This window comes from Nocardioides flavus (ex Wang et al. 2016), assembly GCF_014653115.1.
Taxonomy (GTDB): Bacteria; Actinomycetota; Actinomycetes; order Propionibacteriales; family Nocardioidaceae; genus Nocardioides; species Nocardioides flavus.
The window spans coordinates 18,421-41,550 of the sequence record NZ_BNAD01000013.1 but is presented as its reverse complement, the minus strand read 5'-3'; the positions used below and the strand labels follow the sequence as shown (position 1 = coordinate 41,550).

At 73.3% G+C, this 23,130-nt stretch carries 28 protein-coding genes; 17 read left to right on the top strand and 11 right to left on the bottom strand.

The window, feature by feature from the left end:
* The first annotated feature begins 115 nt into the window (after positions 1-115).
* On the top strand, positions 116-1,339 hold the full coding sequence (locus IE200_RS17015) for an HNH endonuclease signature motif containing protein (protein ID WP_191280680.1): 1,224 nt from the start codon (positions 116-118) through the stop codon (positions 1,337-1,339).
* 75 nt (positions 1,340-1,414) lie between these two features.
* On the opposite strand, the gene IE200_RS17010 is transcribed toward IE200_RS17015, so the two are convergent.
* Entirely contained in the window at positions 1,415-2,008 is a 594-nt protein-coding gene (locus IE200_RS17010) for a hypothetical protein (RefSeq protein ID WP_191280679.1), read from the bottom strand.
* Between the two features lie 181 nt (positions 2,009-2,189).
* Between IE200_RS17010 and IE200_RS17005 the strand changes: the two genes are divergently transcribed.
* The 3 genes from IE200_RS17005 (at position 2,190) to IE200_RS16995 (ending at position 5,480) form a co-directional block, all read left to right on the top strand.
* Complete coding sequence (locus IE200_RS17005) at positions 2,190-3,449, top strand: T3SS (YopN, CesT) and YbjN peptide-binding chaperone 1 (RefSeq protein ID WP_191280678.1); 1,260 nt, start codon at positions 2,190-2,192, stop codon at positions 3,447-3,449.
* 46 nt (positions 3,450-3,495) lie between these two features.
* Positions 3,496-5,145 (top strand): nuclease-related domain-containing DEAD/DEAH box helicase, encoded by a 1,650-nt coding sequence (locus tag IE200_RS17000; protein ID WP_191280677.1) that lies wholly within the window; start codon positions 3,496-3,498, stop codon positions 5,143-5,145.
* Between the two features lie 146 nt (positions 5,146-5,291).
* Entirely contained in the window at positions 5,292-5,480 is a 189-nt protein-coding gene (locus IE200_RS16995) for a DUF1918 domain-containing protein (RefSeq protein ID WP_191280676.1), read from the top strand.
* A gap of 1 nt (position 5,481) precedes the next feature.
* Here the strand turns inward: IE200_RS16995 and IE200_RS16990 are convergent, their stop codons facing one another.
* On the bottom strand, positions 5,482-5,889 hold the full coding sequence (locus tag IE200_RS16990) for a hypothetical protein (RefSeq protein WP_191280675.1): 408 nt from the start codon (positions 5,887-5,889) through the stop codon (positions 5,482-5,484).
* 119 nt (positions 5,890-6,008) lie between these two features.
* Between IE200_RS16990 and IE200_RS16985 the strand changes: the two genes are divergently transcribed.
* Positions 6,009-7,178: a hypothetical protein gene (locus IE200_RS16985; RefSeq protein WP_191280674.1), complete on the top strand. Its 1,170-nt coding sequence runs from the start codon at positions 6,009-6,011 to the stop codon at positions 7,176-7,178.
* A gap of 52 nt (positions 7,179-7,230) precedes the next feature.
* Here the strand turns inward: IE200_RS16985 and IE200_RS16980 are convergent, their stop codons facing one another.
* The 4 genes from IE200_RS16980 to IE200_RS16965 all read right to left on the bottom strand — a co-directional run bounded on the left by IE200_RS16980 (position 7,231) and on the right by IE200_RS16965 (position 10,065).
* The gene (locus IE200_RS16980) at positions 7,231-7,422 is read right to left on the bottom strand and encodes a hypothetical protein (protein ID WP_191280673.1); all 192 of its coding nucleotides are present in this window, start codon (positions 7,420-7,422) and stop codon (positions 7,231-7,233) included.
* On the bottom strand, positions 7,415-8,218 hold the full coding sequence (locus tag IE200_RS16975) for a phosphatase PAP2 family protein (protein ID WP_191280672.1): 804 nt from the start codon (positions 8,216-8,218) through the stop codon (positions 7,415-7,417). The genes IE200_RS16980 and IE200_RS16975 overlap by 8 nt, the downstream gene beginning before the upstream one ends.
* The gene (locus IE200_RS16970; RefSeq protein WP_191280671.1) at positions 8,215-9,120 is read right to left on the bottom strand and encodes a 2-oxo acid dehydrogenase subunit E2; all 906 of its coding nucleotides are present in this window, start codon (positions 9,118-9,120) and stop codon (positions 8,215-8,217) included. The genes IE200_RS16975 and IE200_RS16970 overlap by 4 nt, the downstream gene beginning before the upstream one ends.
* A gap of 117 nt (positions 9,121-9,237) precedes the next feature.
* Positions 9,238-10,065: an oxidoreductase gene (locus tag IE200_RS16965; RefSeq protein ID WP_191280670.1), complete on the bottom strand. Its 828-nt coding sequence runs from the start codon at positions 10,063-10,065 to the stop codon at positions 9,238-9,240.
* Between the two features lie 140 nt (positions 10,066-10,205).
* Between IE200_RS16965 and IE200_RS16960 the strand changes: the two genes are divergently transcribed.
* From IE200_RS16960 to IE200_RS16930, 7 genes are all read left to right on the top strand, one after another.
* Positions 10,206-11,147 (top strand): ABC transporter ATP-binding protein, encoded by a 942-nt coding sequence (locus tag IE200_RS16960; RefSeq protein ID WP_191280669.1) that lies wholly within the window; start codon positions 10,206-10,208, stop codon positions 11,145-11,147.
* A gap of 10 nt (positions 11,148-11,157) precedes the next feature.
* A complete protein-coding gene (locus tag IE200_RS16955) occupies positions 11,158-12,333 on the top strand; it encodes an ABC transporter permease (protein ID WP_191280668.1) in 1,176 nt (391 codons plus the stop codon).
* On the top strand, positions 12,330-13,493 hold the full coding sequence (locus IE200_RS16950; protein ID WP_191280667.1) for an ABC transporter permease: 1,164 nt from the start codon (positions 12,330-12,332) through the stop codon (positions 13,491-13,493). Before IE200_RS16955 ends, IE200_RS16950 begins: the two co-directional genes overlap by 4 nt.
* A 62-nt stretch (positions 13,494-13,555) precedes the next feature.
* The gene (locus IE200_RS16945; RefSeq protein WP_191280666.1) at positions 13,556-13,795 is read left to right on the top strand and encodes a hypothetical protein; all 240 of its coding nucleotides are present in this window, start codon (positions 13,556-13,558) and stop codon (positions 13,793-13,795) included.
* A gap of 4 nt (positions 13,796-13,799) precedes the next feature.
* Positions 13,800-14,072 carry a hypothetical protein gene (locus IE200_RS16940; RefSeq protein WP_229856712.1) on the top strand — a complete coding sequence of 91 codons (273 nt, stop codon included), beginning with the start codon at positions 13,800-13,802 and terminating at the stop codon, positions 14,070-14,072.
* Complete coding sequence (locus IE200_RS16935; protein WP_191280665.1) at positions 14,072-14,293, top strand: hypothetical protein; 222 nt, start codon at positions 14,072-14,074, stop codon at positions 14,291-14,293. The genes IE200_RS16940 and IE200_RS16935 overlap by 1 nt, the downstream gene beginning before the upstream one ends.
* 51 nt (positions 14,294-14,344) lie before the next feature.
* Entirely contained in the window at positions 14,345-15,823 is a 1,479-nt protein-coding gene (locus IE200_RS16930; protein ID WP_191280664.1) for a cryptochrome/photolyase family protein, read from the top strand.
* A 198-nt stretch (positions 15,824-16,021) separates the two neighbouring features.
* Here IE200_RS16930 and IE200_RS16925 read toward each other — a convergent pair whose 3' ends face one another.
* Positions 16,022-16,753, bottom strand: coding sequence for a matrixin family metalloprotease (locus IE200_RS16925; RefSeq protein WP_191280663.1), 732 nt, complete (start codon positions 16,751-16,753; stop codon positions 16,022-16,024).
* A gap of 114 nt (positions 16,754-16,867) precedes the next feature.
* Here IE200_RS16925 and IE200_RS16920 point away from each other — a divergent pair, with 114 nt between their 5' ends.
* Complete coding sequence (locus tag IE200_RS16920; protein ID WP_191280662.1) at positions 16,868-17,620, top strand: MOSC domain-containing protein; 753 nt, start codon at positions 16,868-16,870, stop codon at positions 17,618-17,620.
* Here the strand turns inward: IE200_RS16920 and IE200_RS16915 are convergent.
* From IE200_RS16915 to IE200_RS16905, 3 genes are all read right to left on the bottom strand, one after another.
* Positions 17,610-17,909, bottom strand: coding sequence for a WXG100 family type VII secretion target (locus tag IE200_RS16915; RefSeq protein WP_191280661.1), 300 nt, complete (start codon positions 17,907-17,909; stop codon positions 17,610-17,612). The two genes, IE200_RS16920 and IE200_RS16915, sit on opposite strands and share 11 nt — an antisense overlap.
* Positions 17,906-18,235, bottom strand: coding sequence for a WXG100 family type VII secretion target (locus tag IE200_RS16910; protein WP_191280660.1), 330 nt, complete (start codon positions 18,233-18,235; stop codon positions 17,906-17,908). The genes IE200_RS16915 and IE200_RS16910 overlap by 4 nt, the downstream gene beginning before the upstream one ends.
* Before the next feature lie 68 nt (positions 18,236-18,303).
* Positions 18,304-18,624, bottom strand: a complete 321-nt coding sequence (locus IE200_RS16905; RefSeq protein ID WP_191280659.1) for a WXG100 family type VII secretion target — start codon at positions 18,622-18,624, stop codon at positions 18,304-18,306.
* 138 nt (positions 18,625-18,762) lie between these two features.
* Here IE200_RS16905 and IE200_RS16900 point away from each other — a divergent pair, with 138 nt between their 5' ends.
* Positions 18,763-20,130: a GntP family permease gene (locus tag IE200_RS16900; RefSeq protein WP_229856710.1), complete on the top strand. Its 1,368-nt coding sequence runs from the start codon at positions 18,763-18,765 to the stop codon at positions 20,128-20,130.
* Positions 20,127-20,639 (top strand): gluconokinase, encoded by a 513-nt coding sequence (locus IE200_RS16895; protein WP_191280657.1) that lies wholly within the window; start codon positions 20,127-20,129, stop codon positions 20,637-20,639. Before IE200_RS16900 ends, IE200_RS16895 begins: the two co-directional genes overlap by 4 nt.
* Positions 20,640-20,672: 33 nt before the next feature.
* Here IE200_RS16895 and IE200_RS16890 read toward each other — a convergent pair whose 3' ends face one another.
* On the bottom strand, positions 20,673-22,241 hold the full coding sequence (locus IE200_RS16890) for a bifunctional NAD(P)/FAD-dependent oxidoreductase/class I SAM-dependent methyltransferase (RefSeq protein WP_191280656.1): 1,569 nt from the start codon (positions 22,239-22,241) through the stop codon (positions 20,673-20,675).
* 68 nt (positions 22,242-22,309) lie between these two features.
* Here IE200_RS16890 and IE200_RS16885 point away from each other — a divergent pair, with 68 nt between their 5' ends.
* Together IE200_RS16885 and IE200_RS16880 are read left to right on the top strand one after the other, a co-directional pair.
* Positions 22,310-22,873: a helix-turn-helix domain-containing protein gene (locus IE200_RS16885; protein ID WP_191280655.1), complete on the top strand. Its 564-nt coding sequence runs from the start codon at positions 22,310-22,312 to the stop codon at positions 22,871-22,873.
* Positions 22,874-22,908: 35 nt separating this feature from the next.
* Entirely contained in the window at positions 22,909-23,121 is a 213-nt protein-coding gene (locus IE200_RS16880; RefSeq protein ID WP_191280654.1) for a hypervirulence associated TUDOR domain-containing protein, read from the top strand.
* Positions 23,122-23,130 lie beyond the last annotated feature (9 nt).

The window sequence follows — 23,130 nt, the reverse complement described above, 5'->3', positions numbered from 1 at the left end:
GGGGCGCCGTTGGTCCGGCTCTCGGGTGGCGACCTGGCAATGGGTCCGGCACGTCTCACCGCACCACCCCGGGAACGGGGTGGGTGTCCGTGACGCGCGCCGAGGAGGTGGCCCAGTGCATCCGATCATCGACTGTCTGTGCGACATCGCGTCCGCGCTCAAGGTTGCCCACGGGGTGGAGCCGGCGTTCATGCGCACCGCGGAGAAGGAGTCCGCGCTGGTCGCGTTGGCCGAGGCGCGCTCGCAGCTGGACGCGTTGGCGGCCCGGGTGCTCGCCGCGTCCGATGACGTGGGCGAGGCGTACGGTCTGCGTGACGCGGCGGCGTGGCTGGCGGTCGAGACGCGTACGACCCGGCACGAGGCGCGCCGCGACCTCGCGTTGGGGCGCGCGATGGAGACGCACCCGGCGGTGGCCTCGGCGTTGTCCGCCGGCGCGCTGCGGACCGAGCAGGCGCGGGTCGTGGCTGAGGCGGTGGACGCGCTGCCGGTCCACGTCGAGGAGGAGACGCGGTGGCGGGCCGAGGGCACGCTGCTGGAGCTCGCCCGCGAGCACGACGCCCGCGACCTGAGGCAGATCGGCAAGCGGATCCTCGACGTGGTCGCGCCCGAGGTGGGGGAGTCCCACGAGGCGAGTGTGCTGGCGGCCGAGGAGGCGCGTGCCGACGCGACCGTGGAGCTGGTGCTGGTCGACGACGGCGAGGGTCGCTGCCAGGGCCGGTTCGTGGCGCCCTCGCATGTTGGTGCGATGTTCAAGCGGCACCTGCTCGCGCTGGCCAACCCCGCACGCCACACCGAGGCCGACCTGCGCGACGAGACGGGCGACTTCAAGCCGCTGCGCCGCCGGTTGGGGGAGGCGTTCGTGGAGTACGTCGAGCGCTACCCGACCGACGCCACCCCGCAGACCGCCGGCGTCAACGCGACCGTGGTGGTGACCATGACGCTCGAGCAGCTCCTCGCGGAGTCCGGGACCGCGCTGCTCGACGACGGCTCGCGCATGACGGCGGGGCAGGCGCGCCGGCTCGCGTGCGAGGCGGGGATCGTCCCGGTGGTGCTGGGCTCGAAGTCGCAGCCGCTCGACCAGGGTCGCGCGGCGCGGCTGTTCACCAAGGCGCAGCGCATCGCCCTCGGCCTGCGCGACGGTGGCTGCACCGCACGCGGGTGCGAGACCACGGCCTCGGGGTGCCATGCCCACCACGACGACCCGTGGTCACGCGGCGGCCTCACCGACCTCGCCAACGGCCGACTGCTGTGCCCCCGACACCACCGCCTCGCGCACGACTCCCGCTACGCCAGGACGATCCACGCCGACAACAAGGTCACCTTCGCCAGGCGGACGTAGGCCGACCCGATGGATCGGTGACGTGGGGTGGTCCCGGGGCTCCCGAGCGCCCCGGTGCATCCACGGTGGATGTGCTCAGCGGGACTCGAACCAGGGGTGGTGCAGGTCGTAGAACTGCGCGCCCGCCATGGCGTAGTCGAGGTCCGCGCGCACCTCCGGCGGCGGCTCGACCTGCTCGCCCTGGCGTGCTGCGTCCTCGCTGGTGAACGCGACGGTCTCGGTGAAGGTGCCGTCCGGCTCGATGGCGAGGGTGCCGCCGATGATCTCGGGCCGCATCCGGTGCAGCGAGTCGGTGTCGGTCGTCATCATCGTCCTGAGCCGGTCGGGGTCGTCGGCCCTGCCCCGGATGACCTGGACGAAGCCCGCCTGGTCGGACCCGCCGTCCATCAGGAGGGTGACGTCGTCGCAGTCGTGGAACTCGACGGGTCCGTCGAAGAGCTCCATCATGCGGGCGGCCCAGGCGTCCTGCTCGGGCCGGCCGGAGTTGGCCATCGCGGCGTCCCGCGACTCGAATCGGACGACGCCCACGAACGTGTCGTCGTCGGTGAACCCGTAGGTCCCTCCGAGCCAACCCGGTGCTCCCGGGCCGAGCTCGTTGCGCCACGTGTCCAGGTGCTCGTGGAGCTCCTGCTGGCGCGTGCACGTGCCTTGGATGATCTGGATGAACACGCTGCTCCTCCTCGGTGTCGACACCCACCTCTCGGGATTGGGGGGTGGGAGGGCAGTCCTCGAATCTACGCCCGTGCGGCGCCGGTCGACAGGGGCAGCGCGACGGTCGCCGGAGCTGTCTGGACCGCCTCGGGCGGGCGACACGGACCGATTGTCGGTGGTGGTCCCTAGGGTCGTCGTCGTGGGGATCGCGGGGGCGGTCCGGTCAGGGGTCGAGGGCATGGACGACGGCATGGATGACGAGCTCGAGCGTCGGTGGGACGACGCGGTCGAGACGGCGTGGCGCGGGTTCCGGCAGCGGCTGGCCGACAGGCTCGCCGAGCTGGAGCGCGGGGGCCTCGTCATGATCGACACGGGTCCCCACGAGGACGCGGCGTGGTGCCAGGTCCTGGTGGCGGACGGCCGTCTCGAGGTGGACGCGATGCGAGGCGCCGAGACGGGGCTCTCGGTGGAGCTCGGTGCCCGCGAGGTCGACCGCGCGGCCGTGATGGTGGTCGAGGCGCTGCGGGAGACGTACGGCGTGGTGCACCCGGCCTTCCTCGACGTCGACGGCCTCGAGACCGACGGCACTCGGTCCGACGGCACTCGGTCCGACGGGGCCGTACGCCCGCTGCCGTCCGCGCCGCCGGCGCCGCAGGGCGAGAAGCGCGACCTCGACCGGCCGGTCGCGCCGTCCTCGGTCGAGGACGTGCGCGCGGTCATCGACCTCGCCGTCGCCGACCTCTACGACGAGGCGCCGGAGTGGGACGAGGACGGCGACCTCCCGCTGCCCACCGACGACCGGCTCGTCTGGGTGACGGTCCACAAGGACGCCCCGCGCGTGCTGCTGTCCTGCCTGCTGGTCGACGACGTCGCCGACGAGCAGGCCGCTCTGGTGGAGGTCAACCGGCTCAACCGCACCGAGTTCGGCCTCACGTTCTCCCTCACCGAGCAGCGGATCAGCGTCACCCGCGAGCTCGGCCTCGGGGCAGCCGTGCCCGCGGCCGTGCGCGGCGAGGTCAACCGCCTGCTCTCGCAGGTCGACGGCTGGGCGCGCGACCTCGGCGAGCGCCTACGCACCGCGCCCGAGCCCCCGCCCGAGCGGCAGGGCAGCCGCTTCGAGACGGCGTACGCCGTGATGGCCGAGCTCGAGCGCGACGAGCGCGGCTCGGTCGGGCCGGCGACGATGGTCCGGATCTTCGGCAACGACACCGGCCTGCTGCTCAAGGCGATCCGCATCACCGAGCGGCGTCGCCGCGACGCGCGGACGCGGGCCCGGGAGGCCCGCGACCAGAAGCAGCGGACCCGCGAGAAGGTCGCCCGCGCACGACACGACTACCTCCGCGACCTCACCGCCCGGATGCGCGCCGGGCTGCGGCTGATGGTCGACGCGCCGGTGCGCAAGGTGCAGGTCGACCAGCTCGCGCTGTTCGACGAGGACGAGGCGGGGACCGGCCGGTGACGGCGTTCGGCGGACGCGCGACCGCGCGCGGTGGTGGGGTGGTCACATGCCGCGCCTGATCCCGGAGAGCCCGACCTTCGCCACGACGTCCGAGCAGGCCGTGTGGGAGCGGCTGCGCGACGGCCTCGGCGACGACGACGTCCTCATCGCCAACCTGCGGCTCACCGACGAGCTCAAGGACCACGAGGTCGACCTCGTCGTGCTGATGCCCGACGTCGGGGTCGTGGCGCTGGAGGTCAAGGGCGGCAGCGTGTGGTGGGACGACGGGTGGCGCATCATGCGCCGGGGCCGCGAGGCGATCATCCACCCGGTCGACCAGGCCCGTGACGGCAAGTACGCCCTGCGGTCCTACGTCGAGCGCGACGAGCGGTGGGGCAGCCGTACGCGGGTCGCGTGGGCGCACGCCGTCGTCACGCCCTACTCCGAGTTCGGGTCCGACTTCTCGCTGCCCGACCTGCCGCGCTGGGCGCTGCACGACAAGGACGACCAGGACCACCTCGTCGGCCGGCTCCGGCAGAACGCCCAGCGGATGACCCACGGCCAGCGGGTCGCGACCTTCGACGACGTCGACGAGATCGCCGAGATCCTCACCGGTCGCCTGCCCACGACGTACGACCTCCGGGCGGAGGCCGACGAGCGCGCCGACGTCGCCGACCGGCTCACCCTCGAGCAGGCCACGATCCTGCGCGTCACCCGGCTGCTCCACCGCGTCGAGGTGCGTGGCGGCGCCGGCAGCGGCAAGACCGTCCTCGCGCTCCAGCAGGCCAAGGAGCTCACCCGCGGCAGCCAGGAGCGCAAGTCCCAGCGTGTCGCGCTGCTCTGCTACTCCATCGGCCTGGCTGAGCACCTCCGCCGCGAGGTCGCGACGTGGCCCCGCAACCACCGGCCCGCGTTCGTCGGCACCTTTCACGCCTTCGGCCAGCAGTGGGGCGCGTCCGACGGTGACCGTACGGACAGCGACTTCTGGGAGGAGCGGCTGCCGGCCGAGATGGCCGAGCTGGCGGGCGCGCTGCCCGACGGGCACAGGTACGACGCGGTCATCGTCGACGAGGCGCAGGACTTCGCCGACTCGTGGTGGACGCCGGTGCTGCGCGCCTTGCGCGACGAGGGGGAGGGCGGGCTCTACGTCTACTCCGACGAGAACCAGCGGATCTTCGCGCGCTTCGGCCGTCCGCCGGTCGCGCTCGTCCCGCTCGTCCTCGACCACAACCTCCGCAACACCCGCCAGATCCACGAGTCGTTCGGTCCGCTCGCGCCGAGCCGGATGTACTCCCGCGGCGGCGACGGGCCGGCCGTACGGTTCGTCGACGCAGGCGGCGAGGACCCGCTCGGCGTCGCCGACGACGAGGTGGACCGCCTCCTCGACGCCGGCTGGGACCCGCAGCACGTCGCGCTGCTCACGACCGGGCACCGGCACCCCATCCAGGTCGAGCGCACCGACTTCCACGACCAGGACGGCTACTGGCGCACCTACTGGGACGACGAGGTCTTCTACGGCCACGTGCTCGGGTGCAAGGGCCTCGAGCGCCGGGCCGTCGTGCTCTGCCTCAACGAGGACGGGTCGCGCGACCGGGCGCGGGAGAGGCTCTACGTCGGGATGTCCCGCGCGACCGACGAGCTGGTCGTGGTCGGTGACCCTGCGACCGTACGCCGGGTGGCGGGCGACGACGTGGCGCGCAGGCTCGGCATCGGGTGAGCGGTCCCGTGACCGGTCGCCGCCTGCCGAGCACCCGACCCTTGCCCGCCGCACCCGCCGGGCGCACAGTGGGCACCCGACCCTTGCCCGCCGCACCCGCCGGGCGCACAGTGGGAGGGACGACGGTGCTGAGCAGGAGGTGCGTCATGCGAGCGGAGGTGGGCGACAGCCTGGTCGCCGAGAGCAACAAGGTGGACACGCGCCCGAGGCAGGGCGAGATCCTCGAGGTGCGGGGCGAGGACGGCGCGCCGCCGTACCTGGTGCGGTGGAGCGACGGGCACGAGGGGCTGGTCTTCCCGGGCGGCGACGCGCACGTGGTGCCGAGGGGCTACTGACCTAGCGGATGCCGACGACGTCGGCCGGGATCGGGCGCACTGCACCACGGGTGGCGAGGTGGACCACCTCGCACGGGACCCCGGCGCGGCGGGCTGCGGCGTACAGGCTCCGTGCCCAGGCGCGGTCGTTGTCGGTGATGACGCCCTTGCCGGGCCGAGACCGCAGGAACGCGACGCGGAGGCCCGGCGCGACGTCGCGTTCGAGCCCGAGGAGGATCTCCGTGAGACCGTCGACGTGCGCCGCGTCGGGCGGGTCCTCGGCCTCCGAGATCTCGGTCAGGTGGGGCAGAGGGCGGTCGTCGACGACGAGCATCATCCAGACGCTGTGGCCGCCGAAGCTCCACGGCCCCATGAGCTCGCGCCACGCGTGCTCCACCTGCGTCTGGGTGGTCAGGACTGGTTCGAACATGGCCCTGACCCTGCCCGCGCCGGCGTCGCCTGGCGAACGGCTCTCCACAGGCAGGCAGTTGTCCACAGGTCCCGCCCGGCTGCTTGTGGCGGCGGTCCGTACGGTCCTTGGGTGGAGGCATGTCTCGGAACCCCACTGCCGGCTTTCGCCGCCTGCCCCGTGTCGCCGACCGGATGACCGCAGCCCACCACGACCTCGTCGCCCAGTCCCTCGCCGCCGAGCGCTCCGGGGATGCCGCCCGCGCGCTCGAGCTGCACGCCTCGGTGCCGGCGCTCGACCTGCGCAGCCGGCACCACGTGCTCCTGGCCCAGCTCGCCGCGCTCGGCGACGAGCTCCCCGGCTGGGTGTGGGCGCGCTGGGCCGCCTACCAGGTCCAGCGCTGCGAGGACCTCGCCACCGAGACGGGGACGGTGCAGCGACTCGCTCTCGCCTTCGCCCTGGACAACTTCCACGACGACCGGCTCGCCGACTGCCACGCCGACGGGGGTGACCCGATGAGGGTGGCGGCCCGGGTGGCGGGGGAGTCCTGGCTGTTCCAGCAGCTCCTCGTCCACGAGATGGGCGGGCTCGAGCGCTTCGTGGACGAGCTCGCCACGGGCCGCCTCGCCGAGCACGCGGAGCTGGCACGGTCCTGGACAGGTGCACGGCTCAGCGGCTACCAGGTCGGGGCGAGCCTGCCCGATGGTCGCCTGCGCGTGCACGACCCGGCCGCCGACGCGTGGACCGAGGTGCTCGACCTCGGCGCCCGGACCCTCGCCGACGAGGCCGGCTGGGTGCTGGGCCGGCTCGTGCCGAGCGGTGTCGACGACCTCCTGATGTTCGACACCGCGCCGGTCGCCGTTCCCGAGCGGGTGGCCCGGGACGTGGCCGCGGCGCCGGAGCCGTGGCAACGGATCAAGGACGCCCTCGACGCGGGCGAGCTCGTGGAGCGTCGCTTCCTGCGCGCCGACCTCGAGCTGACCACCGACGTGCTCAGCATCGACCTGCTCAGGATCGGTACGCCGCCCGCCGACCTCGAGCGCGTGACCGCCCAGCTCAGGTCGGGTCGCGACGAGATCCCACGCGCCGCCTTCCGTGTCCTGCGTCGAGCGGTCGACGGCGACGTCCTGCAGTCCGACGCCGCGCACGTCGCCGCGGCGATCCTGCAGCCGGGCGCACGGAAGGACGCCCGGCGGATGCTCGTCCGGGACGGCTCGTACGGCGCGTGGGCGCGGTGGGCGGAGCTGGTGCACCCACCCGCGCGCGGGCTGCTCCTCGACCTCGCGGAGGCGAGCCGGGCGGCCGGGTGAGCATGCCGGTGCCGACGAGGCAGACGTACGGGGCGCTCAGGCGCTCAGGCGCTCAGGCGCCGAGCGCGTCGAGCCCGTCGTAGACCGCGAACGCCGGCCAGACGATCCCCTCGAGGATCGCCAGCACGTGCTGCCAGAAGCCGTCGGCCTGCATCCAGAAGTAGACCCAGGCCCCGAACATGCCGATGCCGTAGATGGCGTTGCCGGCCTGCCCGGAGCCGCCCGCGCTCCTGCGGTCAGCCATGACCGTCTCCCTCCGCTCGATGCTCACTCCCGACGCCGACGTTAGGCGTGGCGACGGGGGCGTCCCAGAGTCGTTCGGCCCGTGCCGCGGGCGAACGTGCCTCGATCCACCCCGCCACCACGACACCGACCACGCCGAGCAGGACGCCCGCCGGCAGGTCGAGCACCCAGTGGTTGGCGGTGGCGAGCACGACCCAGCACATCGCGACGGGGTGCAGGACGCACCACGCGCGCACCCACGGCGAGCGGGTGAGCCGCCAGAGGACCACCGAGACGACGACGAGGTAGCCGACGTGGAAGCTGGGCATCGCGGCGAGCTCGTTGGCGATGCCGACCGGCCGCGCAGCGTCAGCGACCAGGCTGGCGTCGACGGTGTCGGTGAACCCGAGGCCTGCCAGGCGGGGTGGGGCGAGCGGGTAGAGCGCGTAGACCGGCAGCCCGAGGATGCCGCCCGCGACGAGGGCGTTGCGCAGGCGCGCGTAGTCGCGCGGGAAGCGGGCGAACAGCACCACGAGCGCACCGGCCAGGACCGGTAGGTAGCCCCAGACGTAGAACCACGACGCCACGGGCTCCAGCCAGTCCGCCGAGGCCAGGCCGCGCTGCGCGGCTCGCTCCCAGTCGAGGTGCAGCGCCTGCTGGAGCCGGTCGAGGTCGTGCGCGTGGTCGACCGCGCGGTCCAGGTCGTCCAGCGTGAGCCGCCGGACCGCGACGTCGGCGAGCACCGCGACCCCCACCACGCCGAGTTCGACCAGCGCGCCGATCGCCCCCGGGCCGCGGCTCAGGAGCAGGGAGGTCATCGCGGCGGCCAGACCGGGACGAGCTGCTCGACGGTCAGCGACGGGTCCCCCAGCAGCTCCGGCTCGGCGACGAGCCGCCGGATCACCTCGGCGGTGCGCGCGAAGTAGAACCCGTCGGCCGCCCGCTCGTCGAGCGTGTAGACCACGTCGAGGCACTGGCGCGCCACGACCGCGCCGGAGGAGTCCACCACGGGCTGCGGCGCCACCCGCCCGATGGAGACGAAGGCGCTCGCGGTCCCCGTCTCGTAGAGGTGGTGGAACGGCGGGTCGATGCCGATCGAGCCGGCGTGCACGACGTAGACGCTGGTGTAGAGCGGGATCGCCTCGACCAGCGCGCGCGGCACGAGGTCGTGGTAGTCGAGCCAGCGCAGCCCGGCGGCGACACCGGACAGCACCGGCCGGGGGGCGGAGGCGAAGAGGTCGACCAGGCGGTCGTCGGCGCCGCGCTCGACGGCGGCCCGCTCACGCCGTACGAGGTCGGCCACGCGGCCTCGTACGTCGTCGACCGACTCCGTGCCGGTCAGCACCACCCGGGCCTCGGACTCCTCCGCCTCGTCGGTGAGGCCCTGCTTGACCACGAAGGAGATCGAGATGTCGCGGTGCTCGAAGGTGCGGCGCCCGGCGACGAACCGGTTGGTCTGCGGCCGGAGCCTCATCGTGCGCGCGATCGCGGTGAGGAAGACGTGGAACAGCGTCACCTGCTCGCTGCGGGGCCGACCGGTGTTGGTCTCCTCGAGCCAGGCGAGCAGGCCGTCGACCTCGATGCGCTGCTGGAAGTAGACGATCGACTCGGCGCGGGTGCGCATCAGGTGCGGGATGACGCGGCGCAGGGGCGGCAGGTCGCGGACGTACGTCCCGTCCGAGCGACGCGGCACCGGCACGAGGCGACGGGAGCGCGGCATCTGGCCCTCCTCTGCGAAGCCCGGCCGACGGGCCGGTGTCCTGCTCCCATCAGACCCCGGACGCGCGACGGGCGCCACGTCCGAGGGACCCGAGCCGAAGGACCTTGGTCCCGCGCCTCAGCGCGTCCCGTACGTCCGGCTCACGACCTCGTCGAAGACCCGGTCCGGCAGCAGGTCGCGCGACGTCGTGATCGTCCGCGCGCCCCGACCGACGGGGTAGCGGGCGGCCGGCCGCTTCGCGAGCGCCGCCTTGACGATCTTGTCGGCCACCTCCTCGGGCGTCGAGGCGCGCGACGGCTCGTCGAAGCGCTCCATCACCGCGTGCGCCTGGCGGGCGTACGACGCGTAGGCGCCGTCGCCGGAGCGCTCGAGCAGCGAGTCGCGGGCGATCTCGTTCCACTCGGTGCGGATCGGTCCGGGCTCGACGAGCACGACCTTGATCCCGAAGGGCCGCAGCTCCATGCGCAGGCTGTCGCTGAAGCCCTCCACGGCGAACTTGGTCGCGTGGTACCACGCGCCGAACGGCTCGTAGAACTTCCCGCCGATCGAGGAGATGTTGATGATCCGGCCGCTGGTGCGCGCCCGCATGTGGGGGGTGACGAGCTGGACCAGTCGGGCCAGACCGAAGACGTTGACCTCGAACTGACGTCGCGCCTCGTCGATCGGCACGTCCTCGACCGCACCGTAGGACCCGTAGCCGGCGTTGTTGACCAGGACGTCGACGCGCCCCTGCTCTGCGATGATCCGCTCGATCCCGGCGACCATCGACGCGTCGTCGGTGACGTCCATCGCAAACGTGTGCACGCCTTCGGCCGCGAGCCGGGACATCCGGTCGACGCGTCGGGCCACGGCGTACACCGTGAAGCCCTTCGCGAGCAGGGCGCGGGCGGTGGCCTCGCCGATGCCGGAGGATCCACCGGTGACGAGGGCGACAGGTTGGGTCATGGGTGCGAGCGTAGCCAGCGGTGTCCCGGGGACTCAGGCTGAGCCGATCGGTGACGGACGGACCTCGGCACCCGTGACGTTCGTCCCTGACACATGCCTCGCGGGCCCCCTAGCGTGAGGGCGACGCGGAAGGGACACAGATGACCGACGACGTGCTGGTGGTGGACTCGCTGGTCCGCCGGTTCGGCGACCTGACGGCGGTGGACGGGGTGTCGTTCCGCATCGCGCCGGGGGAGACGTACGGACTGCTGGGGCCCAACGGGGCGGGGAAGACGACGACGATCTCCATGGTCGCGGGCCTCATCGCCGCGGACGAAGGGACGGTCACGGTGGCCGGCCAGCCGATGACGCCGCGCACGACCGGGCCCAAGCGCCACCTCGGCCTGGTGCCGCAGGAGCTCGCGATCTATCCCGACCTGACCGGCCGGGAGAACCTCGCCCTCTTCGGCCGGCTCCAGGGCCTGCGCGGGGCCGCGCTGCGGGGCCGGGTCGAGGAGGTGCTGTCGCTCATCGGGCTGGCCGACCGCGCCAAGGACCGCAGCAAGGAGTACAGCGGCGGGATGAAGCGTCGCCTCAACATCGGCATCGGCCTGCTCAACCGACCCACCCTGCTGATCCTCGACGAGCCCACGGTGGGCGTCGACCCGCAGTCGCGCCACGCGATCCTCGAGTCGGTCGAGGCGCTGTCGGGCGAGGGGATGGCGGTGCTCTACACGACGCACTACATGGAGGAGGCCGAGCGGCTCTGCGACCGCATCGGCATCATCGACTCCGGCCGGCTGCAGGCCGAGGGGACCCGCGACGAGCTGGTGCGGCTGATCGGTGGCGTCGACACGATCCGGCTCGGCGGCACCGGCGACCTCGCGGGCGCGGCGGACGAGCTGCGCCGGATCCCCGGCGTCGAGCGGGTGGAGACCGAGCGCCGCTCGGCCGTCCTCACCGTCAAGGACGCGCCCGCGCTGGTCGCGCAGGTGGTGGGGACGGCGGCCGCGCACGGCGTGACGCTCGCCGACGTGGAGATATCGCGGCCCGACCTCGAGTCGGTGTTCCTGCACCTGACCGGCAAGGGCCTGAGGGACTAGGGGAGGACCCGTGCGCCAGCTCCTCGTCCTCACCGGCTCCGACCTGTTGCAGCGGGCCCGGGACACGTCGTTGTTCATCTTCGCGCTGGTCGTCCCGCTGGCGCTGATGTCGGTCTTCAACCTCGTCTTCGGCAGCATCGAGCAGCTCGAGCTCGAGCCGGTCACGGTCGCCGTCAGCGCGCCGGCGGACGACGACATGGCCGGCGTGCTCGTCGAGGTCGTGCGCGGGCTGAAGGGCCAGGCAGGGCTTGACGTCACCGTCGACGAGGTCGACGCCGGCACCGCCCGGGACCGGATCGACGACGGTGATGCAGCGCTCGCGCTGCTCGTGCCCGACGGTTTCGGGCAGGCCGCCCGGATGGGGGAGCCCACGAGCGTCGAGGCGTTGCGCGGGGACGAGGCCGGCATCGAGGCCGACGTCGTGCTGTCCGTGGTCGACGGAGTGCTCGAGCAGATCGGGGCCGGAGCCGTGACCGCGCGTGCCGGACTGGCCGAGGGGGTGCCGCCCCAGGAGCTCGCCGACCTCGTTGGTGCCGCGACCTCGGGCGGGCCTGCGTACACGCTCGAGCAGGGGCGGGCCTCCGACGAGCAGCTCGACTACGGGTCGTCACTGGTGGCCGGACAGGCGGGCCTCTTCCTCCTCTTCACCGTCGGCTTCGGCGTCAGCGGGCTGCTGCTGGAGCGCGAGAACGGGACGCTGGCGCGGCTGCGGTCGATGCCGATCCCGGGGTGGGTGGTCGTGGCGTCCAAGGCGCTGGTCAGCTTCGTGCTCGGGGTGGTGGCGACCGCGGTGCTGCTCACCGTGGGCGGCTGGCTCTTCGGTGCCGAGTTCGGCTCGCTGCCCGCCGTGGCAGTGCTGGTGATGTGCGCATCGGCGGCCGCGACGTCGGTGATGTTCCTGATCGTGCGGGTCGCCCGGACCAGTGAGCAGGCCGGCATCGCGACGTCGATCGTCGCCCTCGTGCTCGGCATCGGCGGTGGGGCGTTCTTCCCCGTCAGCGCCACCGGCTCCCTCTCCGCGCTGCTGGACCTCAACCCGGTGTCGGCGCTGCTACGGGGGCTCGGCACGACCTCCGGCGGTGGCGGGCTGGGGGACATCGGGGTCCCGGTGCTGGTCATGCTCGGCTTCGCCGTGGTGATGGCGTCGGTGTCCCGGTTGGTGCCGGACCGAGGGGTGCTGGCATGAGGAACGCGCTGACCATCGCCGGCGTCGAGCTGCGGCTCTTCCTGCGCGACCGGTCCAACCTGTTCTTCGTCTTCGTCTTCCCGCTGCTGCTGGTCCTGATGATCGGCCTCCAGTTCGGGGAGGGTGCCACGACGGGCCGGGTCGCGGTGAGCGGTGGCGACAGCGCGCTGGCCACCGGGATCGTGCGGGAGCTGGAGACCGACGACGTCCGGGTCAGCCGGCCCGCCTGGGACGACGCCCTCGAGCTGCTGGCCCGTGGTCGGCTCGACGTCGCGGTCCGCGTCGATGACGCCGCCGCCACCGCCCACGACGACGGCGGACCCGTACGGCTGGAGATGGTGCGCGGCTCCGCCGCCAACGCCCAGGTCGTCGAGCAGGACGTCCGCTCGGCCGTCGACGTGCTGCGGGCGCGGCGCGGGCAGGAGAGGGCGCTGGAGGCGTACGGGGTGGTGGCCGACCGCGTCGACGACGCCCTCTCGCAGGCGGCCCGGGCGACCAGCGTGCCGGTGCTGGAGGTGAGGTACGTCGACGAGCTGAGCAAGGAGTTCGAGGGGCTCGGCCAGTTCGACCTCGGCGCCTCGGGGCAGCTGCTGCTGTTCGTCTTCCTGGCCTGCCTGACCGGCTCGGCGACGCTCATCCAGGCCCGGCGCCTCGGAGTGGTCGCCCGGGTCCTCGCCGGACCGGTGTCGGCCGGCCAGCTCGTCGCCGGCGAGATGGTGGGCCGGTGGGCGATCGGCGTCTTCCAGGGCGGCTACATCATGCTGGCCTCGAGCGTGCTCTTCGGCGTCGGCTGGGGGTCGCTGTGGCTCTCCCTGCTGGTGCTGGTGATCTTCAGCCTGGTGGCGGCGGGCACCGCGATCCTCCTCGGCACGCTCCTCGGGACCGAGGGTGCGGCGAGCGGCGCCGGGGTGGGACTGGGGTTGGTGCTCGCCGCGCTCGGCGGGTGCATGGTGCCGCTGGAGATCTTCCCCGACACGATGCGCGCGATCTCGCGGATCACCCCGCACGCCTGGGCGTACGAGGCGTTCGCCGACATCCAGCGCCGCGACGGCGACTTCCTCGACGTGCTGCCGCAGCTCGGGGTGCTGGCGGCGATGGCGCTGGCCCTCGCGGCGCTCGGCGGGTGGGCGCTGCGGCGCAGCCTGGCACGGGCGATGTGAGGGCACGTGCACACACCCGGAAGGACGTTGTCCCCCCGTGCGTGCTGGCTAGCGTGGAACGCATGACTGACGAGGCGAAGCAGGCAGCGATCGAGGCCGCACAGCGAGTGGTGGACGAGGTGTCGTCCTGGCAGTACAGCGCCGAGGACAGCACGATCGCCCAGCAGCTCGACGAGGGCCTGGCCAAGGCGCAGGTGTCGCTCAGCGACGACGAGCGCACCCGCATCCTGGCCGAGATCGACGGCCTGAAGGACGAGAAGTCGTCGGCGCCGCAGGTCAGGTCCGCCGCACCGGTGGAGTGACCCGATGGACGTGCGAGGCGTGCTGACCGAGGGCTTCGGTCGCATCACCGAGCTCTACGCCGACGCGGTCGACGGGCTCGACGAGGAGACCCTGCACCACCGGCCGGGCGGCACCGGCAACCCGATCGGGTGGCTGCCAGCGGTGGGACCCGCCCGTCACCGCCGGCGTACGCCTGGTCAGCATCCAGGGCGACTGCCTCCAGCACCTCGGGCAGGCGGCGTACGTACGGGGCCTCGGGTCGCGCATCTGAGCCGCGAGGTTCATACTGATGGGTGATGACCACTCCGAGCGGCCGACGGCCCAAGCACCTCTCCAGCAGTCCCTTCAAGCCCGCGGCCGAGCCCGTGGTCGAGGTCTTCGAGGTCGGTGACCGGGTCACCCACGACCTCTACGGCCTCGGGCAGGTGAGTCACGTCGACAGCCACGCGGTGACCGTGGACTTCGGCGCCAAGCTCGTCCGCATCGCGCACCCGTTCCCCAAGCTGCACCACCTCTGAGCCGCCTCGCAGGTCGCCGGCCGAGTTCGCCGGCCTGCCTAGGCTGGCCGCATGACAACGCGCTGGCTGTTCGGCGACCAGCTCGGCCCGCACTTCGCCGACGACCACCGCGGACCGCTGCTGATGGTCGAGTCGACCGGGGTGTTCCGCCGTCGGCGGTTCCACCGCGCGAAGGCGCACCTCGTGCTCAGCGCGATGCGGCACCGCGCCGCCGGGCTCGGCGACCGGCTGACCTACGTGCAGGCGCCGACGTACGCCGAGGCGCTGCGCGAGCACGGCGGGGCTGATGTCGAGGTCGTGCACCCCACGTCGTACGCCGCCCTGGGTCTGGTCGAGCGGCTCGGCTGCACGGTGCTGCCGCCGCGCGGCTTCGCGACCCCGCGCGAGGACTTCGAGCGGTGGGCGGAGGGGCGGCGCGGCAAGCGGCTGCTGATGGAGGACTTCTACCGGCGGGCGCGGCAGGCGCACGGCGTGCTGCTCGACGGCGGGGAGCCCGCCGGCGGGCAGTGGAACTTCGACCACGAGAACCGCCAGCCCCCGCCCAGGGGTGCCGAGACCCTCGGGGTCACCGAGCCGTGGTGGCCGACGGAGGACGACGTCGACGCGCAGGTGCGCGAGGACCTCGATCGGTGGGAGCGCGACGGCGAGGTGTCGTTCATCGGCCGGGACGGTCCGCGGCTCTTCCCCGCGACCCGGCGCGAGGCACTGGCCGCGCTCGACCACTTCGTCGAGCACCGGCTCCCCGACTTCGGCGCCCACGAGGACGCGATCCTCGAGGGCGATCCCTGGATGGCGCACAGCATGATCAGCGCCCCGATGAACCTCGGTCTGCTCGACCCGCTCGAGGTCGTCGAGCGCGCGGAGGAGGTCTACCGCAGCGGTGCCGCCCCCATCGCGAGCGTCGAGGGCTTCGTCCGCCAGGTGATCGGGTGGCGCGACTACGTGTGGCACGTCTACTGGCACATGGGCGAGGGCTACCGCCGGGAGAACTCGCTGGCTGCGCGCCAGCGGGTCCCGCAGTGGTTCGCCGAGCTGGACGCCGCGGCGACCGACGCGCGCTGCCTGTCGCACACGCTCGACCAGGTCGCCCAGCACGGCTGGGTGCACCACATCCCGCGCCTGATGGTCCTGGGGTCGTACGCCCTGCAGCGCGGCTGGGCGCCGACGCAGGTCACCGACTGGTTCCACCGGGCGTTCGTCGACGGCTACGACTGGGTGATGGTGCCCAACATCGTCGGCATGTCGCAGCACGCCGACGGCGGCCGGATGATGACGAAGCCCTACACCTCCGGCGGGGCCTACATCGACAAGATGAGCGACCACTGCGGCTCGTGCCGCTTCGACCCCAAGGTGCGCGTCGGCGACGACGCGTGCCCGTTCACCGCCGGCTACTGGTGGTTCCTCGACCGCCACCGCGACACCTTCGAGGGCAACCATCGGATGTCCCGCGCGGTGAAGGGGCTCGATCGGCTCAAGGACCTCGAGGCCCTCGTCGAGCAGGAGGACGCGCGCGGCAACCGGGCGCCCTGAGCGCGGTGCACCATGAAGGCAGTTCGCGGCTCGCGGCGGCCGACCGAGCGTGCCACCGGGAGCCTGACGCTCGAACTGCCTTCACAGTGCGCGCAGGCAGCTCGGCGTTCGTGCCAGCCGCCAGCGAGCGTGGCCGACGCGGGCGGCGGTTCGAACTGCCTATGTCGGTCATGCGTACGGGTTCGTCCCTCGCCTGGTTCAACCGCAGGGGAGCGAGCCGAGCCGGGCGAGGCCCTCGCGGTCGCCGGGCCCGAGCTCGACCTGCCCGGTGTTGTCGGCGTACATCAGCTCCATCGGCTCGCTGACGTGGCCGAGGCCGACGACGTGCGCGACCTCGTGGAGCACGATCGCCTCCATCACCCGCGGCTGCTCGGCGACGGCGGTGGGGGTGAACGCCTCGACGTCGAGCACGACGCTGCCGCTGACGAGCTCCAGCCGCCCGGACCCGTCGCGCTGGGCGACCGCGCCGCCGACACCAGCGACCTGGCCGGCGAGGTCGGGGTACTCGGCCTGGTCGCCCCAGCCGATGACCACCGGGTCGGGGCGGCCGAAGAGCCTGACGCCCCCGGGGAACGGCCGCTCGTCGGTGTCACCCTCGTCGGTGAAGGCCAGACCGGTCGCCGCGCTGGCCCGGCGGATCGCCTCGGTCACGAGCGCGCGCCCGCCGGGTGGCTCGCCCGCGGGGTTCACCCGGTAGCGGATCTCCTGGCACGGGTCCCAGCCGACCGGGTCGTCGCTGTCCGGCTGGGTCATCGCCCAGCTGTACGCCCCGCCCGCCCGTACGACCGCGGGCGCGGGCAGCGGTCGCTCCGCGCCCAGGCCGATCGCACCGCGGACGGGATCGAGCTGCTCCGCGGGGTGCCACGCGACGACCGCCGCGAGCATCGCGGCGGTGGCGACGAGAGCCAAGCGGGTCGAGGAGCGGGACACCACGCCAGTGTGGCGGGTGGGTGGGGGAGTGAGCGCAAATTTTCACTCACGCATCGAAGCGACAGGTGCTCCGGACCACGGGCCGCGCGTGGAAGCGCGTGGAAGCATGGGGTCATGCCTGCCGCCCTCGCCGCACGCCGGGCCGGGTACGCCCCGGTGAAGGGGATGCGGCACCTCGCGCTCGACCACGTGGTCCTCGACGAGCAAGGTGCGGTGGGTGACCGCGCCTGGTGCCTGGTCGACGTCGAAGGAGCGCGCGTGCTGCGGACCGTGCAGCACCCGTCGCTGATCAGCGTCGTCGCGCGCACACGCGGCGACGAGCTCGAGCTGACGCTGCCGACCGGCGAGACCGTCGGCGCCCCCGCCCGGGAGAGCGGCCGGAGCATCACGTGTGACTACTGGGGCAGGTCGGTCGGACTCGCGCTGACGGACGGCCCGCACGCCGAGCTGCTGTCCGGCTTCCTCGGCAGGCCCGTACGCCTCGCTGCCGCCCCGCGCGGCGGCGTCGTGTTCGCGGACCCGCTCACGATCGTCGGCACGGCATCGCTGCGCGCGCTCGGGGCGGAGGCAGGTGAGGAGCTGGAGACCGCCGCGCGGTTCCGGGCCACCCTCGTCGTCGAGACCGACGAACCCCACGTCGAGGACACGTGGCTCGGGCAGGAGGTGGTCGTCGGCGACGCGATGCTCCGGGTCGGCGGCCCGGTCCCCAGGTGCGCCGTCATCGACCACCATCCGCTGTCGGGAGTGAAGGACCTCCGGTTGCTCCGCGCGCTGGTGCGCCGGCGGCCCACGAACCGGGCGGGCGAGCCGGTGTTCGGGGTCTACGCCACGTGCGTGCGACCCGGCCGGGTGGACGTCACGCGCTGACCCGGCGCCAGAGCGCGACGTTGGCCTCGGCGGCGGCCGAGTAGTGGCTGTCAGCGGTGGCGACGATCGCGCGCATGGTGGCCAGCGCCGTCACCATCTCGGCGCACTCGTCGCGCCACGGGTCGTGGGCCGCCTGCTGTGCCGCGCTCGCCGACCCCACCCAGTCGTGCTGCACCTGCGCCTGCAGGTCGTCGATGTAGCCGGCGAGCGAGAGGACCTCGCGTTGGCAGGTGCCGAGGTCGGCGACCGCGGCCCGCAGCTCGGCGAGGTCGACGTCGAAGGCGGTCATCCCAGACGCCCCTCGAGGTGGGCCGCGACGGTGCGCGAGCGCTGCGAGACCTCGTCGTCCGCCGCCACGAGGTCGCTGCGGGCCGCCGCCAGCCCGGTCACGGCCGCGCCGAGGTCGTCGACGACGGAGGCGGCGGCCGAGCTCCAGGTCTCCCACTGGGAGCCGAACGCGGTGGCGGCCTCTCCGTGCCACGCCGCGAGCACCCGCTCCACCGTGGCCTCCGCCGCTCGTCGCCGGTCGTCGAGCTCGGCCAGGCGGTCGCCGATCGCGGCGGTGGCGGCCGCGTGGGCGTGTGGGTCGAGGCGGACGGTTCCCGAGGTCGTCATGCGTCGATGGTGGCCGCTCGGGAGCCCGCGCGACACCCACCAGCCTGATCTGTGGAGAACTCCGCGGGTCACCAGCCACGGTGGTCGGGCTGGCGCGGGACGACGACCTCCGCGCGGACCTCGACGAGCTCCTCGCGGGCGAGGTCGAGCGCTCCGAGGAGGGCCGACAGCGAGTCGATGACGTCGTTGGCGGCGCTGTCCCAGTCCTGCCACCCCGACTGCTGGTGCAGGGCGGCGCCGCCCTGCCACGAGGCGAGGAGCGCGTCGACGCTGCGCTCCGCGACCCGTCGCCGGGCATCGACGTCGGCGAGCCGGTTGGCCAGGCGTGCGGCCGCCGTGGCGCCGCGGCGGTCGTACGGGTCGTGGCGCAGGTGGCCCGAGAGGATCATGGCTCGACCTTCACCCGAGGACCGGGCTCGCCGACAGACCCTTGACGGGATCTGTGGAGAACCGCGAGGTGACCTTCCGCCGCCGCAGGGGCCTAGGGTGGGTGTCCAACCCGTCTCGGAGGTAACACCGTGGATCCCATGACCCCCGTCCACGGCGCCGGCACGCTCCTGGTGATCGCGGCCCTCGCCGTCGCCGTGCTGCTGGTGCTGATCATCGCGCTGCGGATGCATGCCTTCGTGGCGCTCGTGCTCGTCAGCATGGCCACCGCGATCGTGGCCGGCGTCCCCGTCGCGGACGTGCCGGCGGTCGCGGTCGGAGCGTTCGGCTCGACGCTCGGGCAGGTCGCCCTGCTGGTCGGGCTGGGCGTGATGATCGGGCGGATCCTGGAGGTGACCGGCGGCGCCCAGGTCCTGGCCGACACGCTGATCAGCCGCTTCGGCGAGAAGCGCGCCCCGCTCGCGCTCGGCATCGCCGCCCTGCTGTTCGGGCTGCCGATCTTCTTCGACGCCGGCCTCGTCGTGTTCCTGCCGATCATCTTCTCGGTCGCCAAGCGCTTCGGCGGCTCGGTGCTGATGTACGCGCTGCCCACCGCCGGTGCCTTCGCGTCCATGCACGCGATCGTCCCGCCGCACCCCGGGCCGGTCACCGCCGCCACCGAGATCGGTGCGAGCATCGGCCTGACGCTGGTCATCGGCGTCGTCGCGGCGGTCGTCGCCTGGGTCGTCGGTGTGTACGCCGTGACGATCGGCTGGCTCGGCAAGATCCACGTCCCCGTCGACGACACGGTCCTCACCGGTGGTCGCGGCGTCGACGAGGGCGACCGTCCGGCCTTCGCGCACGTCCTGGCGATCCTGCTGCTGCCGCTGGTCCTGATCAGCCTCAACACCGTCCTGACGACCCTGCGGGCCAACGAGACCATCGCCGCCGAGGGCGGGCTCGTCGACGCGCTCGTGTTCGTCGGCCAGACTCCCGTCGCGCTGCTCATCGCGCTGCTGGTCGCGACCTACACCCTGGCGGTGCGCCACCACTCGCGCGCCGAGGTCGAGGACCTCCTCAACGACGCCCTCGGCCCGATCTGCGCGATCATCCTCATCACGGGCGCGGGTGGCATGTTCGGCGGCGTGCTGCGCTACAGCGGCATCGGCGCCGCGCTGTCGGACTCGCTCGCCGACCTGGGCCTGCCGCTGATCGTGTCGGCCTTCGTCATCGCCACCATCCTGCGCGTCGCGCAGGGCTCCGCGACGGTCGCGCTCACCACGACCGCCGGGCTGCTGTCGGCCGCCGTGGTCGACGCCGACCCGTCGTCGGTCCAGCTCGTCGCCCTCGTGCTGGCGATCGCCGCCGGCGCGACGGTGCTGTCCCACGTCAACGACTCGGGGTTCTGGCTGGTGAGCAGGTTCTTCGGGATGGACGTGAAGACCACGCTGAGGACGTGGACGGTGATGGAGACGACCCTCGGCGTGAGCATCTTCGTGCTGGCGCTCGGGCTCTGGGCCGTCGGATGACCGCTCCCCGGCCGCTCCACCTGGTGTTCATGGGCGTCTCCGGATCGGGGAAGTCGACCGTGGCCCGTGCGGTGCAGCAGCGGCTGGGCTGGGAGATGGCCGAGGGCGACGACTTCCACCCGCCCGAGAACGTCGCGAAGATGAGCCAGGGCACCCCGCTCACCGACGCCGACCGGTGGGGGTGGCTGGAGTCCCTGGCCGACTGGACCGCGGAGCGCGACGCCCGCGACGAGCCGACGGTCCTCGCGTGCAGCGCGCTGCGACGGGCCTACCGCGACGTGCTGCGCCGCGGTGGCGAGGGCACGTTCTTCGTCCACTGCACCGGTGACAAGCACATGCTCCTGGAGCGGATGAACGCCCGCGACCACTTCATGCCGCCGAGCCTGCTGGAGTCTCAGCTCGACACGCTGGAGCCGCTGGCGCCGGACGAGGCCGGGATGGACGTCGACCCCGCCCTGCCCGTGGACCGGCTCGCGGCGATGGTGCTGGCCCGGCTCGGGCTCGGCTGACCGCGCACCCCGCGGCCAGCGTCACGGCCGGCCTCACGTACGGCGTCGCGCCCGCAGCACCGTGTCGGCGACGGCCACCTCCTCGCCGGACCCCGGGTGGGCCTGCACGCGCGGGCGCGACTCGCACACCTCGACGACGAAGTCCTCCGGCAGGGCCGGCACCAGGTCCTCGGCGGTGTGCATGAACGCGTGGTGGCCGTGCCGCAGCCCGCTGTGCACGTCCTCCGGCGCATGACCGACGACCAGCAGGGTGCCCCCCGGCGCGACCGCGGAGGCGAGCCGGCGTACGACGTCGGGCATCCCACCGCCGGGCAGGTGGAAGAAGTGGGACGTGACGAGGTCCCAGGTCTCCCCGGCGGGGTCGAAGGAGCGTACGTCGAGGCGCCGGGTCTCGACGCGCTCGCCCACCCCGGCCTCCGCGGCGTGCTCGGCGACCCGCGCGAGGGCGGCGTCCGCGAAGTCGACGGCCGTGACCCGCCAGCCCTGCGAGGCCAGCCAGATCGCGTCGCCGCCCTCGCCGCACCCGACGTCCAGCGCACGACCGGGGGACAGCGACGGTGCCTCGGCCGCGAGCTGGACGTTGACCCGCCCGCTCCACACGCGCTCGCCGGAGTAGCGTTCCTCCCACGCCGGCCGCTCGAAGAAGCCGTCGTGCAGGTCCCGCACCGCGCGGGTGGCGTCGGCCGAAGCCAGCTCGGCGTTGATCCACGCGCCGACGCGGGTGCCGTGGGCGGCCGAGGCCACCAGGATCATCGAGACGTCGGTCGCGTTGCCGGCCGCGAAGACCCCGGGCACCGAGGTCGCGCCCGTCGGCTCGACGTCGAGCACCGAGCCGAGGACCAGGCCGTGCATCTCGAACGGCTTCGGCTCGATGCCCAGCGGGCCGAGGAAGTCGGCGCGGACGTGGGGCTGCGAGGCCACCACGACGGCGTCGCGCTCGAGGACCGAGCCGTCGGCGAGCCGCAGGCCGACGAGGGTCCCACCGTCGGCGACGACCTCCCGCGGGGTGCCGTGGGCGAAGCGGACGCCGATCGCGCCGAGCCGCTCCGTCTCCTCCTCGGGGAGGGCGACGCCGTCGTGCACGACCACCACGACGTCGTCCGACAGCTGGCGGAACAGCAGCGCCTGGTGCGCGGCCAGCGGCGAGGTCGCGAGGACGGCGATCCGCTGGTCGCGCACCTCCCAGCCGTGGCAGTAGGGGCAGTGCAGCACGTCGGTGCCCCAGCGCTCGGCGAGCCCGGGGACGTCGGGCAGGTCGTCGACGACGCCGCCGGTGACCAGGACGCGCCGGGCACCGAAGCGCCGGCCGCCCGCGGTCGTGACGAGGAAGTCGTCGACCGCGCCGGACAGGCCGACGACCCGGTCGGCCACCACCTCGACGCCGTACTGCGCCACCTCGCGGCGACCGGCCTCGAGCAGCTCGCGCGGGGCGATGCCCTCGCGGCCGAGGTAGTTGTGGGCGTGGGCGGCAGGTGCGTTGCGCGGCTCGCCGGCGTCGATCACCAGCACCGAGCGCCGCGACCGGCCCAGCGCCATCGCCCCGCTCAGGCCGGCGGCACCGCCGCCGACCACCACCACGTCGAAGGTCCTCATCTCGTCCATGTCGTCGATGGTGCAGGTCCCTTCGCAGTATTGACAAACATCCTTGCCAGAATGGCAAACTCTTCCGCATGGACGACGACGACGTGCTGCGCGGGGTCGGCCCGCGGCTGCGCCAGCTCCGGCTCGAGCGCGAGGCCACGCTGACCGACCTCGCCGAGGAGACCGGCATCTCGGTCAGCACGCTGTCCCGGCTGGAGTCCGGGCAGCGCCGGCCCACCCTGGAGCTGCTGCTGCCGCTCGCCCGGGCCCACCGGGTGGCTCTCGACGAGCTCGTCGACGCCCCCGAGACCGGGGACCCGCGCATCCGCTCCAAGCCGGTCGTGCGCCACGGGCGGACGTTCCTCCCCCTCACCCGCCGACCCGGCGGCCTGCAGGCGTTCAAGATGGTGATGCCGGTCGACGGTGCGCAGCCGTCGCTGAAGACGCACGAGGGCTACGAGTGGCTCTACGTCCTCAGCGGCCGGGTCCGCCTCGTCGTCGGCGCGCGCGACCTGACCCTCGAGCCGGGGGAGGTGGCCGAGTTCGACACCCGTACGCCGCACTGGGTCGGCAACCCCGGGCCCACGCCGGCCGAGGTGCTGGCGATCTTCGGGCCGCAGGGCGAGCGGATGCACGTCCGCTCCCAGGGGTGAGCCACGGCGCGGCGGACGCGTGCCACCGTGACCCCATGACGATCCGTACGGGCACGAGCGTGAAGTGGAAGTGGGGCTCCTCCTGGGCCGAGGGCACCGTCAGCGAGGTGCACCACGAGGAGGTCTCACGCACCACCAAGGGCGAGAAGGTGACCCGCAAGGGCAGCGACGACGACCCGGCCTACGTCATCGAGCAGGAGGACGGCACCACCGTGCTCAAGCTGCAGAGCGAGGTCGAGCGCGCCTGACCCCGCGGG

Coding starts and splice junctions, on each gene's coding strand:
- IE200_RS16885 (WP_191280655.1), top strand. CDS start 22,310: ATGGACGACGACGACGTGCTGCGCGGGGTCGGCCCGCGGCTGCGCCAG.
- IE200_RS16960 (WP_191280669.1), top strand. CDS start 10,206: ATGACCGACGACGTGCTGGTGGTGGACTCGCTGGTCCGCCGGTTCGGC.
- IE200_RS16950 (WP_191280667.1), top strand. CDS start 12,330: ATGAGGAACGCGCTGACCATCGCCGGCGTCGAGCTGCGGCTCTTCCTG.
- IE200_RS16985 (WP_191280674.1), top strand. CDS start 6,009: ATGTCTCGGAACCCCACTGCCGGCTTTCGCCGCCTGCCCCGTGTCGCC.
- IE200_RS16995 (WP_191280676.1), top strand. CDS start 5,292: ATGCGAGCGGAGGTGGGCGACAGCCTGGTCGCCGAGAGCAACAAGGTG.
- IE200_RS16920 (WP_191280662.1), top strand. CDS start 16,868: ATGCCTGCCGCCCTCGCCGCACGCCGGGCCGGGTACGCCCCGGTGAAG.
- IE200_RS16940 (WP_229856712.1), top strand. CDS start 13,800: ATGGACGTGCGAGGCGTGCTGACCGAGGGCTTCGGTCGCATCACCGAG.
- IE200_RS16895 (WP_191280657.1), top strand. CDS start 20,127: ATGACCGCTCCCCGGCCGCTCCACCTGGTGTTCATGGGCGTCTCCGGA.
- IE200_RS16935 (WP_191280665.1), top strand. CDS start 14,072: ATGACCACTCCGAGCGGCCGACGGCCCAAGCACCTCTCCAGCAGTCCC.
- IE200_RS16965 (WP_191280670.1), bottom strand. CDS start 10,065: ATGACCCAACCTGTCGCCCTCGTCACCGGTGGATCCTCCGGCATCGGC.
- IE200_RS16990 (WP_191280675.1), bottom strand. CDS start 5,889: ATGTTCGAACCAGTCCTGACCACCCAGACGCAGGTGGAGCACGCGTGG.
- IE200_RS16910 (WP_191280660.1), bottom strand. CDS start 18,235: ATGACGACCTCGGGAACCGTCCGCCTCGACCCACACGCCCACGCGGCC.
- IE200_RS16975 (WP_191280672.1), bottom strand. CDS start 8,218: ATGACCTCCCTGCTCCTGAGCCGCGGCCCGGGGGCGATCGGCGCGCTG.
- IE200_RS16890 (WP_191280656.1), bottom strand. CDS start 22,241: ATGGACGAGATGAGGACCTTCGACGTGGTGGTGGTCGGCGGCGGTGCC.
- IE200_RS16980 (WP_191280673.1), bottom strand. CDS start 7,422: ATGGCTGACCGCAGGAGCGCGGGCGGCTCCGGGCAGGCCGGCAACGCC.
- IE200_RS16930 (WP_191280664.1), top strand. CDS start 14,345: ATGACAACGCGCTGGCTGTTCGGCGACCAGCTCGGCCCGCACTTCGCC.
- IE200_RS16880 (WP_191280654.1), top strand. CDS start 22,909: ATGACGATCCGTACGGGCACGAGCGTGAAGTGGAAGTGGGGCTCCTCC.
- IE200_RS16900 (WP_229856710.1), top strand. CDS start 18,763: ATGACCCCCGTCCACGGCGCCGGCACGCTCCTGGTGATCGCGGCCCTC.
- IE200_RS16970 (WP_191280671.1), bottom strand. CDS start 9,120: ATGCCGCGCTCCCGTCGCCTCGTGCCGGTGCCGCGTCGCTCGGACGGG.
- IE200_RS16945 (WP_191280666.1), top strand. CDS start 13,556: ATGACTGACGAGGCGAAGCAGGCAGCGATCGAGGCCGCACAGCGAGTG.
- IE200_RS16915 (WP_191280661.1), bottom strand. CDS start 17,909: ATGACCGCCTTCGACGTCGACCTCGCCGAGCTGCGGGCCGCGGTCGCC.
- IE200_RS17000 (WP_191280677.1), top strand. CDS start 3,496: ATGCCGCGCCTGATCCCGGAGAGCCCGACCTTCGCCACGACGTCCGAG.
- IE200_RS16905 (WP_191280659.1), bottom strand. CDS start 18,624: ATGATCCTCTCGGGCCACCTGCGCCACGACCCGTACGACCGCCGCGGC.